Genomic DNA, 12,101 nt, shown 5'->3' with positions numbered 1-12,101 from the left:
AAAACTAAGGTTATGCTTTCAGGCTTTTCAGAAGACTGTTGTTTTCGATAACGAGTTGTATCACACCTGTAAGTTCGGTGTAAAGCAGGCTGTATTCCGGCTTTTCATCTAATTTGTCGTCGAGGCTGTATTTAGCAATAGTTGCTTTTACTGTATCATTTTTTAATAGTAATAAGCTTAATTTCTGAGTAAGTTCAGCAGGAACTTCATCGGAAAATTCGTTGTCGAGAATTTGTTCGATAAAAAAGTATTCAGAAAAATGCAATCCTTCAAACAGCACTTCCAAGGCTGTTGCATTAGCTTCATCGGGCGATGCACCCGATAGGAAACTTTCTTCATAAGCCTTTGCCGAAGCATCTGAACGAGCTGTGATAAACCTTTCATCCGATAATCGGTGCGGATGATAATCTTTCAAATAAGCTTCTAATCTTAGTCGGTAATAAGACAATTCTTTTTTTGTTGTTTTCATAATTTGGATGTTTTAAGGGTTAATATTCATTGAATCAGTAAATTTATCTAATTTGGAAGATAAAGCCAACATATCTGCTTCTAACTTTTTGTTCGTTATTCTTGCATAAATTTGAGTTGTCTGTATTTTGCTGTGTCCAAGCATTTTAGAAACTGTTTCAATAGGGACGCCTTTACTTATGCTCATTGTAGCAAATGTATGACGTGCCACATGATAGGTTAAATTCTTATTAATCTGACATATATCTGCAATCTCTTTTAAATAGGCATTCATTTTCTGATTAGAAAGTATGGGTAAAAGCTTTCCGTCTTTTCTAACAGAAGCATATTTTTCTATGATCATTTTAGGAATATCAAGCAAGATAATGTTAGTGGCGATTTTAGTTTTTTGGCGTTTAGTCATAATCCATTGTTTACCGTCCAATTCAACTATATTGTCTTCTGTGAGGTTTGCTACATCTATATATGCAAGTCCTGTAAAGCAAGAGAAAATGAACATGTCACGAACCAACTCTAAGCGAGGTGTAACCATTTCTTTTTGCATTATTGTCTTGATTTCATTATCTGTCAGAAAACCACGGTCCACGGGCTCTAAATGAAAGCGAATTTCACGAAAAGGATCATGTGTTAAGAAGCCGTTTTTACGCCCAAATAAGATAATTGTTTTGAAAAATTTTAGGATTTTTGTAGTTGTATTAGGCATACATTTCTTAGTTGTCAATAAATAAATCCTAAAATCGTGAATAACGATAGGTGTTACTTCGGATAGTTTTAAATCTGTACGACCGTATTTCGATTTAATAAAATTAGAAAAGTGGCGTTTACAGTTTTCATATTTTTGCAGGGTGGCTACTGATTTACTAATACCTACTTGATTTCGTATGTCGTTGTTATGTTTTTCAAACAACGATAAAATAGTGTCAAGTTGCTCTTTTTTGCCCAAAAACTCTGACTTAATTAATTCAAGACTGAGATCTTCGGATAACTCTAAACGGCGAAAAATAGCTTGTAATCCTGCTTGGATATTATCTAATTGAAGGTTTGCTTGTAGGATTTCTGTTGAGCGACCTTTCAAACGATTTTTTTCATTATCCCATGATTTTGGATTAATGGCAACTCCTGATGAGCCGATAGATAGTCGTTGATTGTTTAGATAAATACGAATCATTACGGGCGATAACCCTTCTTTGTTTGTGTAGTTGCTCCTTAAATAGAAGACTGTTCGAAAAATTGTTTTCATTTCTACTGTTTTTTAATTGCCTTGGAAGTTTTTGAGTAAAAAAGAAAATAATTTATTGTAGCCATGAGGCTATAAAAAACATCATTGTTTTTTTACTTTTTTCTAAAACTTGCCGATGCAAAGTTCGACATAATTATTTGAAAAACAGTAATTTGATAGTCATCTATACGAGCTCTGAAAGTACTCTTGGCTACAATTGTTTTTTTGTAACTTTTTTTGTAGCCATATTGTAGCCAATTAAGAGTATTTTGAGATAACTTCAATGTCCTAATGCTACTCTAAGCAATTAGTGGTATTAAAAGAATAAGTGTCGTAACTCCTTAGAATTACGACACTTATCCGTATTTGTTTGCATTGTTAAAAGCTCTTTTCAGAGCACTTCAAAATGTTTTCTGCGGAGAGAGAGGGATTCGAACCCCCGGAACCTCGCAGTTCAACGGTTTTCAAGACCGCCGCAATCGACCACTCTGCCATCTCTCCAATTGATTCAACTTTATTGCTACCGTTGTTCTCAATTGCGTTGCAAAGGTAAAGGAAAATTTTGAATCTCCAAATTTTTGGTGTGAAAAAATATTTGTTTTTAGGGCATTTTCTTATACTATATTCATTCTTCGTGCGTTATATTTTCAAACAGTTTTAAGAGCCTTGTTCATCTGCTATAAAATCGTTAGTTTTGGGGTGAAATTATAACACTAAAGTATGGGACGAATCATAGCCTTGGCTAATCAGAAAGGCGGAGTAGGTAAAACTACAACGGCGATTAATCTAGCTGCCTCTTTAGCCTCTCTTGAGCGTAAGGTACTCTTGGTTGATACCGATGCTCAGGCAAACGCATCCTCCGGATTAGGTGTTGATGTAGGAAGTTTGCAGAATACAATATATGAATGTATCTGTAACGACATGCCTATTGAGCAGGCCATTATGCCTACACCGGTAGATGGGTTGGATATTGTACCTTCTCACATAGACTTGGTGGGGGCTGAGATTGAACTCCTCGAGCGTTCTAATCGTGAGTTAGTCTTAAAAAAGGTATTAGCTCCTATAGTTGATAAATATGATTATATCTTTATCGACTGTTCGCCTTCACTTGGGCTCATTACTGTTAATTCCCTTGTTGCGGCCGGATCGGTTATCATTCCGGTACAATGTGAATATTTTGCTTTAGAGGGAATAAGTAAACTGCTCAATACAATTCGCATTATTAAAGGGCGTCTTAATCCGCAGTTGGATATCGAAGGTTTTTTGCTTACCATGTATGATAGTCGTACCCGACTCAATAATCAGATCTATGAGGAAGTGAAGCGACATTTCAAGGATTTGGTGTTTGACACAGTAATCCAGAGAAATGTTAAGCTGGGTGAGGCTCCAAGCCATGGATTACCAGCTCTGCTGTATGATGCCGATAGTAGGGGAGCCATTAACCATCTGCAATTAGCTGCTGAAATACTCAAAAAGCACGAAAATTGATCATGACAAAACAAAAGAATAAGTTTGCTTTGGGGCGTGGTTTAGACTCTCTTCTTGGTGGAGAAATTGCCGGAACCTCTTCTATCAATGAGATTCCTCTCAACCAAATCGAGCCCAACCCTAACCAGCCACGTAAAGAGTTTACCGAAGATACATTACATGAGTTGGCTTCATCCATTCAATCATTGGGGCTGGTACAACCCATTACTCTGCAGGAGATTTCTCCGGGAAGGTATATGATTATTTCAGGAGAAAGGCGATGGCGTGCCTCACAAATGGCGGGGCTTGACAGTATTCCTGCGTATATCAAAACCGTAAATGACGAGAATGTCATGGAAATGGCTCTTGTCGAAAATATTCAGCGTGAAGATCTCAATGCTATCGAGGTCGCTCTGGCATATCAGAATTTACTCGATCATTGCGGGCTTACACAGGAAGATCTCGGTAAAAGAGTCGGGAAGAAGCGAGCCACTATTAGTAATTATTTAAGGTTACTCAGACTTCCTGCCGAAATACAGCTTGGGCTTACACAGCGTAAAGTTGATATGGGGCATGCTCGGGCGTTACTTCAGATCTCAGACACCAAGAAGCAATTGGCACTCTATAGTCGTATCATACATGAAGGTCTCAGTGTACGCGCAGTAGAAAAAATAGCACGCGAGATGGAGGAGGGGGAGCAGGCTCCTGTTTCTCGCAAAGGTAAGCCTCATGTGCCTGAAGAGTACAAATTGCTCGCCGGACATCTTACCCAAGTATTCCATACTAAAGTAGCTGTCGATCGCAATGACAAGGGTAAAGGCAAACTCACCATCGCTTTTGACTCTGATGATGAGTTGGAACGCATCATGTTGTTAATGGAGAAAATTCATAATTAGTGAAATATTTTATTGTTTATATTCTTGCTCTGGTAACTCTCACCACACATGCTTTTGCCGGTAATCGGGATTTGTCCGTTGTCGGTACACTTTTATCTAAACGTGAGATTACCACAGACTCTATCATAGTGCGGAGAGATACTCTCTCCGTAACAAAAGTTGCGGTGCCTGACAGCTTAAACAAGGCTCGTCATCACGCTTCTGATTCTTTGAATAATACTCAACCAACATTTACATCAGCACAAAGGGTTCAGGATACGCTCAATTTAAAGGGGAAACCTGCATCTACCCAAGCATTGTCTCCCAAAGAACAATCAGCCGTGATGCCTCCCCTGAATCTATGGAAACCCAGTTCCAAGAAAGCTCTTCTATTTGCTATTATCCCCGGTGGTGGGCAAGTCTATAATAGAAAATATTGGAAGCTTCCTATCGTTTGGGGAGCATTTACTGCTTGTGCTTATGCGATCAACTGGAACAATAGGACTTATAAGGAGTATCATAATGCATATAAGGACCTCGCCGGCCCCAACCCTGCAAAGAATACTTCATGGTTAGCTTTTGCGCCTATTGGCACCAAGCCCGAGGATTATCCTAAATATATGCAGCTCAGGGATAATCTCAAAAGAGGTAGTGATAATTACAGACGTTGGCGGGATCTCAGTATTATTGTTGCTGTAGGAGTGTATGCATTGTCTATTTTGGATGCTTATGTAGATGCGGAGTTGTTTTACTTCGATATCTCTCCTGACCTCTCTCTTCGTGTGAAGCCTGAATTAAACATGTCCAAAGATGTCTTTAATTCTCATCAAATAGGGTTAATGTGCAACCTAACCTTTTGATTGTATTATAATTTAAACCAATACTGAGTGCAACTTAAAATTAATAGCGTCGCAGTTTCTTTTCTTATACTGATAAGCTTTGTCCATGGGGGAGACATAGTATGTGCGCAGAATAATAAAACAACTAACCCCAATCCCGCAAAAGATAAAGTAGTAAAAGAGAGTCCGCAGACCAAGAATAACTTTCAGAAGACAGATACCCTCAATTTGCCCAAAGATCCTATATCTTTACCGGCAAATTATGATAAAGAGCTGGAGCAACTCATCAAGAGTTGGCACAAGGGGTACACACAAGGTTCCTCCTTATCTTCAAAAAAAGGAATGACCTATAATCCCGATGGTGTGCGCGTCGCTGACAGTGTTTATATTTCACGTTTGGAAAAGCTTCCTTCCGTAGTGAAGATGACCTATAATCCCATTGTGAAAGAATGCATCGAGCTATATCTCAATAGGAATAGATCTCTAGTGAGTTCAATGCTCACCGTTGCCGATCTATATTTCCCTGATATCGAGGCTCTCCTTGATAGGAATGGATTACCGATAGAGCTCAAATACCTCACGATTATTGAGTCCGGACTAAACCCAAAAGCTGTGTCACACATGGGAGCATCAGGCTTGTGGCAGTTTATGTTGCCTACGGCCAAGGCCTACGGGCTTACAGTGAATAGTTTGGTCGACGAAAGACTTTGCCCCAAAAAGAGCTCTGAAGCAGCTATGCGCTATTTTAAAGACATGTATCGCATCTATGGTGACTGGTTATTGGTCATTGCCGCATACAATTGTGGTCCCGGAGCAGTCAATAGGGCTATCAACAGAGCAGGTGGCGCTACAGACTTTTGGCAGATATATCCCTACCTGCCTCGTGAGACAAGGCGATACGTTCCTCTTTTCATGGGTGCATATTACTCTATGGTCTATTACAAAGAGCATAACATCAAACCCCGTGAAGCTGGTGTACCTCTCGCTACAGATACTGTAATGATAACCAAGGATATTTCCTTCGATCGCATACAGAAGCTTTCCGGCATATCCAGGCAGGAGTTGGAGATGCTCAATCCTCAATACAAAAGAGGTATAGTTCCCGGTAATAGCACACCTTACCCTGTGCGGCTTCCCTTGGCAGCGGCACTGAATCTTGATATGCGTAGAGACTCATTGTATAGCGATGAGCTGAAGATGGTATTGGAAGATCCTATCAATTATCAGCCTTTTTCCGACAATAAATCCACTCCCTCCAAGAGCAAAGGCAAAACTATTGATTATCACACTGTGAAAAAAGGAGAGACTCTCGGAGGTATTGCGCGTAAATACAAACAAAAACTATCCAAGATAAAGTCTTGGAACGGACTTAAGTCAAATAACCTGCAAATAGGGCAGAGACTCAAAGTTCGGTAGAAGTTACAGTTCATTTCCTCTAACTAGTCGCCCCTTAAAATCGTGTTTATTTTCTGATATACAGCAAATTGCACTCTTCTATTCTTTGATAAATCTGCAAGTTTTTGTATCTTTGGATATAGAAACTTGCAGATTTTTTTATGATACGCCCTACTCAAACAGTTCAATCTCTGTTCTCTTCGCTGGACGATTTGCTCAACCAGCAACATCCTCTGTATAAACTTTCCCATAAAATCGATTGGAAAAGGTTCGAAGAGGCTTTTTCTTCCTTGTATTGCCCTGACAATGGTCGTCCAGGTAAGCCTATTCGTTTAATGTGTGGTCTTTTAATTCTCAAGCATTTGCGCAATATTTCAGATGAATCTGTTGTAGAACAATGGAGTGAGAACGCTTATTTTCAATATTTTTGTGGCATGCAGGAGTTTACACCTTCCTTTCCCTGCAATGCCTCGGAACTGGTTCACTTCCGCAAACGTATCGGCGAAAGAGGGATAGAGCTTATTCTTGCAGAAAGTATTCGTGTGAATGATGACAAAAATGATAAGGATCACCACGATACCGCTTTTATAGACTCCACCGTGCAGGAAAAGAATGTGACCTATCCTACAGATGCCAAGTTGCATAAGAAGATAGTAGGCAAGGTTCTCAAAATCGCAAGGGCTCTCAATCTACCCATTCGTCAAAGCTATACTTTCGTATTGAAAAGAATTTATCGGGATCAACGTTTTCGCAACCATCCCAAGAACCGTAAGAAAGCTCTTAAAGCGGATAAACGGTTACGAACAATAGCGGGACGTTTGGTTCGGGAACTTAAACGAAACCTAGGTAGTAACAGGGAGTACGACAAACTCATTTCCCTCTTTGAAAGGATTCTTTCGCAACGGCGTAATTCCACTCAAAAGATTTATTCTCTTCATGAACCGGATGTTCAATGCATCAGTAAAGGTAAGGAGCACAAAAAATATGAGTTTGGAAACAAAGTCTCGATTATACGCTCCATGACGGGAGTGATTTTGGGAGCCTCTTCTTTCCGTAATGAGTACGACGGACATACCATAGAGCAAAGCCTCGATCAGGTGAAGAGACTCACGGGAGAAAGGATTAAGAAACTGGCCGGAGATAGAGGTTACCGTGGAAAAAAAGAAATAAACGGTACGCAGATATTGATTCCTGACACTCCAAAAGCTAAAGACAGTTATTATCAACGTAAAAAGAAGCATCGACTTTTCTGCAAGCGTGCAGGAATAGAACCAACTATCGGACATTTAAAATCAGATTATCGCTTGGGACGTAACTTTTACAAAGGGCTCTTCGGGGATGCTATCAATGTAATGTTAGCTGCAGCGGCATATAACTTCAAAAGAGCCATGAAGCTTCTTTTGTACCTAATAAACAAAATCAGCGAAACACTCCCAATGGAGAGGATTGCGCTGAAATGTGCTTTTTAAGGGACGACTAACTATCATAAATCTAACCCCGAAAGTTACACAACTTTCGGGGTTAGATTTACATAGAAGTTGTTATTGAACAACTCCGATTCTATAGATGTGGGCTAGTAGTACCAAGTTACTTCTTTTGAGAAGCTATTGGCCTTTTTCTCTTTTATTGCTTTTGACACTTTTAGTTATACAGGTTCATGGTACGCTCTATCCCTTGCAGGCAGAAGCTTTCTATAATATTGGCAGACTGAGCGGTAAGGTCGTCAATACTTTGTTCTTGCTCGTCATTGAAAAATCCTAATACATAGTCTATTTGTCCGCCTTGGGGAAAGTCATTACCTATCCCAAACCTCAGTCGTGGATAAGATGTAGTTCCGGTGAGTTGGGCTATGTTTTTGAGCCCGTTATGTCCGGCATCACTACCTTTTCCTTTGAGTCTTATAGTGCCGAAGGGCAGTGCCAAATCATCCACCAATACCAATATGCGATCAATGGGAATATTTTCTTTACCCATCCAATATCTTACAGCCTGTCCGCTGAGATTCATGTAAGTAGAGGGTTTCAATATCACTAATTCAGCATTCTTTACTCTTCCTCTGGCTATGGCTCCATATCTGTCTTCTTTGAAATCTATATTCATTTTACGAGCCAGTGCATTAGCCATTCTGAATCCGATATTGTGCCGTGTGCCACGGTATTCTTCTCCTATGTTACCGAGTCCTACTATCAAGTATTTCATATTAGTTATCATTGTTTTTGATCTGTGCAAAGATAGTCAATTTGCCATCTCTTTACAAAGACTCTATGTTGCTCCATACCATCGATACAAACAAGCCTTTAGGCTCTATATTACATCCCAAAAAGCAAGGCTTGCTCCCCAAGGAAGGAGCAAGCCTTTATATTATTTTTGAAATAATAGTTATTCTGTAGAAATCCTATTATTTTCCTTTTGCCATAGCACCACGAGCAGCACGAGTCAACTTCACGGCACATACTACTGCGTTCTTAGCGTTTACGATCTCAAGACCATCGAAGCTCAAAGCACCCACTTGGATAGTCTTTCCTAGACCTAGGTGTGATACATTGATCTGAAGTTGCTCGGGTATTTGAGTATAAGGAGCTTTTACTTTGAGTTTACGCATCTCAAGGCTAAGCTTACCACCGGCTTTAACACCTTCGGCATGGCCTTCAAGCACTACAGGAACTTCCATCACGATAGGTTTGTCTTCTGATATTTCAAGGAAGTCAATGTGCATGATTTCGTCTGTAACAGGGTGAAACTGCATATCTTTCAAAATAGCTTTAGTAGCTTTGCCGTCGATTGTAAGATCGATATGGAAGATTTCCGGAGAGTAAACAAGCTTACGTACGTTGTCTTGTGATACCACGAAGTTGGTGTTGTTTTCTCCTCCGTAAATTACGGCCGGGATCAAATCTTCTTTACGCAGAGTCTTTGAAGCCTTTTTTCCAAGGTCATTTCTCAATGATCCTTCTAATGAAAATGATTTCATCTGAATTGATTTTTTTAATTGTGTTACTCAAAATTAGTGTTTCCTAATCTCCCATCACACTACAGATAACCTGTTATAGGTGAATAGTCCATATAAAAACGCCACAAAGATAATAAAAATAATTCAATATTTTTTGATCCATGGTTGACCATCTATTATCTCTACTTTGGCCACACAGTCGGCTCCCTCTGTTTGCAGGCAGTACTCCACACTATTTTCAAGATGATTGTCTACAAGTCTTTTGTAATGTTCGCTTTTGCGTACATAGCTTAGTCTTCCCTGTAGAGACGAGCACTTGCTTTTCCATAAGTCGTGCATCACAGTGGCAGCGTCACCTTCGCAGGTGCCGGACTGATGAGCTTCGAAGTAAGTAGACAACGCTCCGGCGTATAGGCAATCTTCGATTGACATTTTTCCATTCCAGCCGGCAGCCAATACCACAATGTCTTTGATGCCCTTTTCTTCACAAAAACGCGCCGTAGCACATAAGTTGATCAAGGCTCCTATGAGTATGTTTTTGACACCTAAGCGTTCCACAGTTCTTACTGCTCGTGTGCCATTGGTGGTCGAAAATACTATTTTGCGTCCTTTTACTCTCTCAGCAGTAAACTCAAATGGGTCATTACCAAACTCTGCAAAATCACACTTCTTTACATTGCGTTCCGCAGCTATGCCATATCCCATTTTTTTACCCAAGTTTTGCGCCTCCTGTGTGTCCTTTACCGGGAGTATGGCATCTGCACCATGATGCAGAGCCGTTACAATAGACGTACTGGCACGAAACACGTCTACTACTATCACTGTGGCATTGGGATTATGGTAGATGGGGTATAGCTCGGGGCTTGGACAAAGTGCTACTTTTATCATACTTTCAATCTTCATTTTTACCGGCTGTAATAGCGCGGTTCAGGTCATTTACAAAATTGGCAGCATCGGCCACCATAATATCTTTTCTTCCGTTAGTTGTATGTATGGCTACATAGTTTTTGCTACCTGGCCATAACTCTGCTTTCAGTATGTGTTCAAAACTTAGTCGAGTTGGGGGAAAGAGGTTTAGGAAGCGCATTCCTGTTATTTGTTTCTTTTCAAGATCAATAATCAGTTTTGCGGGTTTCATCAGTAAAGAGATGATCAATACCACCCAAATCATTGTGTATATCCATCCTCTGACAGGGCTTTCATTGACCATATTGCTTTGTGCATAAATAATAGGAGTCGCTATTATAAATATTACACTCACAATAAGTAGTGCAATAAAGAGGTTAGGTATTTTACTGCCTTTTTCGAAGCCCTTACACGGGTATATTTTCTTTTGCATGTTTTTACTCTATTTATCTAACAATTATTTGCATGTTTAAGTTTTTCAAAGTTAGTACATTGATTATTTATAACCGCTATTTTATAATATTAAATTGGATCTTTATTCAAGCCGATACCCATTTCTCTCATTTAATAATATAGACGTTTCCTATATTTTCATAAAGTCATGCAAAGGTGTAAATCATAACCTGTTATCTAATATTGCGGCTTGTCTTGTATTGTTATTTTGTGCATAGTCAAAAGGGGATGTATTTACATGATAGTCATTATTTTTATGGGTGTTTTTTATGATACAATCATGTTTTTTGTTGTTTTTTAACTATTTTGATAGTGTTGTAACTTCTCTGATTTTTCTAATTGAGGGTGTACTTTATCTAATATATAAGTAATTACAAGCATGATAATAATCTTGTTGCTTTCATAGGGAATTTTCTTGTAAAATCTTAGTTGGTATTTACCGTTTTTCTCTTGCTGTTGTATTTTAACTAAAATGTTTCTGTGTTTTAGTTAAAGTACTGAAACAGTTTAACTGTAATACTACTGTATCTTAACGTGAGTTCGGTCTAAGCGTGGTGTACTAAGAGGGTTGATGGATTGTGTATGATTTCTAGGTTTAATTCCGGCTTTTTGGGTAGCAGATTGTAGGCAATTATGCCGGCAATCAAATTAATGGCGAAATTATTGACGCTTCTATGTCGTGTATGCTCTATTTGACAAACGTTTTTGAGTAGGTCATTAACGGTTTCCACAAGTGCTCTTTTTCTGAGTAATATCCTATCATACAGGCTCATCAGTGTGTTTTTCATGTTTTTCTTTATCTTCGTAATCATGTGTATGTCGTCAATGAAGAGCTTATCGAAAAGACTTTGTGAGATGTATCCTCTGTCGCCAACAAGTTTGCCGAATAGTTTCTTCGTGAAGGTTCCGCCTTTAAGTGGAGCACGGTCATCCGTATTCCCCGGTGTGATTTGATATTGAATGATTTCACCCCGGTCGTTAATCACAATATGCAGTTTGAAACCATAGAACCATCCCATACTGCATTTGCCCTTTTGGGCCCATCCTTTCATGGTCTTATGCCCGTGTGCCCGCTTGATATGGCAGGTGCGTAAAGGTGTGGAATCAATGAATGAGATACCGGTGCATTCGCCCAAACAACACATATTGAGAAATGAAATTAGTTTGAATGCCACCTTGCTTTGTAATTCCACAAAACGATTGTAAGAGACCAACGAAGGAAAATCCGAATGACATTGTTGCGTAATATATTGAAGATAAAAGGACTTAAAATCGCGATACCTCGAATGATGGAAAAGAATCAGAATAGTCATGATTTCAGCATCGGACATCCTAAACTTGCGATTTCTTCGCTTTTTGTTTCCTTCGCAAAGGGTTCTTTGCTGAATCAAGGTATCGAAAAGTTTGGAAAAATCATCGGTAAGACAGAAAATTTCAACTATATTTGTTTTCATAAAGTGGTGTTTTGTTTGTTTATATCTTATTGATTATCAACTACTAAGATACAAATAATTCACCACTTTTGCAAT

12 protein-coding genes and 1 tRNA gene are annotated in these 12,101 nt (G+C 39.2%); 5 read left to right on the top strand and 8 right to left on the bottom strand.

What is annotated here, in order from left to right; genetic code table 11:
* Positions 1–10 precede the first annotated feature (10 nt).
* The 3 genes from VYJ22_RS08750 to VYJ22_RS08740 form a co-directional block, all read right to left on the bottom strand.
* The gene (locus tag VYJ22_RS08750; RefSeq protein ID WP_329903607.1) at positions 11–469 is read right to left on the bottom strand and encodes a DUF1896 family protein; all 459 of its coding nucleotides are present in this window, start codon (positions 467–469) and stop codon (positions 11–13) included.
* Between the two features lie 12 nt (positions 470–481).
* Positions 482–1,708 (bottom strand): site-specific integrase, encoded by a 1,227-nt coding sequence (locus VYJ22_RS08745; protein WP_329903605.1) that lies wholly within the window; start codon positions 1,706–1,708, stop codon positions 482–484.
* A 395-nt stretch (positions 1,709–2,103) separates the two neighbouring features.
* Positions 2,104–2,188 (bottom strand) — tRNA-Ser (locus VYJ22_RS08740).
* Positions 2,189–2,407: 219 nt separating this feature from the next.
* On the opposite strand from VYJ22_RS08740, the gene VYJ22_RS08735 reads away from it, so the two are divergent.
* The 5 genes from VYJ22_RS08735 to VYJ22_RS08715 all read left to right on the top strand — a co-directional run bounded on the left by VYJ22_RS08735 (position 2,408) and on the right by VYJ22_RS08715 (position 7,732).
* Positions 2,408–3,175, top strand: coding sequence for a ParA family protein (locus VYJ22_RS08735; RefSeq protein ID WP_329903604.1), 768 nt, complete (start codon positions 2,408–2,410; stop codon positions 3,173–3,175).
* A gap of 2 nt (positions 3,176–3,177) precedes the next feature.
* The gene (locus VYJ22_RS08730; RefSeq protein ID WP_329903603.1) at positions 3,178–4,050 is read left to right on the top strand and encodes a ParB/RepB/Spo0J family partition protein; all 873 of its coding nucleotides are present in this window, start codon (positions 3,178–3,180) and stop codon (positions 4,048–4,050) included.
* Positions 4,050–4,889 (top strand): DUF5683 domain-containing protein, encoded by an 840-nt coding sequence (locus VYJ22_RS08725; RefSeq protein WP_329903601.1) that lies wholly within the window; start codon positions 4,050–4,052, stop codon positions 4,887–4,889. Before VYJ22_RS08730 ends, VYJ22_RS08725 begins: the two co-directional genes overlap by 1 nt.
* A gap of 27 nt (positions 4,890–4,916) precedes the next feature.
* Complete coding sequence (locus VYJ22_RS08720) at positions 4,917–6,284, top strand: lytic transglycosylase domain-containing protein (RefSeq protein WP_329903599.1); 1,368 nt, start codon at positions 4,917–4,919, stop codon at positions 6,282–6,284.
* Positions 6,285–6,424: 140 nt separating this feature from the next.
* Positions 6,425–7,732, top strand: coding sequence for an IS5 family transposase (locus tag VYJ22_RS08715; RefSeq protein WP_329903374.1), 1,308 nt, complete (start codon positions 6,425–6,427; stop codon positions 7,730–7,732).
* 172 nt (positions 7,733–7,904) lie between these two features.
* On the opposite strand, the gene pth is transcribed toward VYJ22_RS08715, so the two are convergent.
* From pth to VYJ22_RS08690, 5 genes are all read right to left on the bottom strand, one after another.
* On the bottom strand, positions 7,905–8,462 hold the full coding sequence (gene pth, locus VYJ22_RS08710) for an aminoacyl-tRNA hydrolase (RefSeq protein ID WP_329903597.1): 558 nt from the start codon (positions 8,460–8,462) through the stop codon (positions 7,905–7,907).
* Positions 8,463–8,661: 199 nt separating this feature from the next.
* Complete coding sequence (locus tag VYJ22_RS08705) at positions 8,662–9,234, bottom strand: 50S ribosomal protein L25/general stress protein Ctc (RefSeq protein ID WP_329903596.1); 573 nt, start codon at positions 9,232–9,234, stop codon at positions 8,662–8,664.
* A 123-nt stretch (positions 9,235–9,357) separates the two neighbouring features.
* Complete coding sequence (locus VYJ22_RS08700; RefSeq protein WP_329903594.1) at positions 9,358–10,101, bottom strand: 2-phosphosulfolactate phosphatase; 744 nt, start codon at positions 10,099–10,101, stop codon at positions 9,358–9,360.
* A gap of 4 nt (positions 10,102–10,105) precedes the next feature.
* A complete protein-coding gene (locus VYJ22_RS08695) occupies positions 10,106–10,552 on the bottom strand; it encodes a hypothetical protein (protein WP_329903593.1) in 447 nt (148 codons plus the stop codon).
* A 565-nt stretch (positions 10,553–11,117) separates the two neighbouring features.
* Positions 11,118–12,026 carry an IS982 family transposase gene (locus tag VYJ22_RS08690; RefSeq protein WP_159036305.1) on the bottom strand — a complete coding sequence of 303 codons (909 nt, stop codon included), beginning with the start codon at positions 12,024–12,026 and terminating at the stop codon, positions 11,118–11,120.
* Positions 12,027–12,101 lie beyond the last annotated feature (75 nt).

Source organism: Porphyromonas pogonae (assembly GCF_036320655.1).
GTDB classification, from domain to species: domain Bacteria; phylum Bacteroidota; class Bacteroidia; order Bacteroidales; family Porphyromonadaceae; genus Porphyromonas; species Porphyromonas pogonae.
The sequence above is the reverse complement of the archived record's forward strand: the minus strand, read 5'-3'. Positions and strand labels throughout refer to the sequence as shown.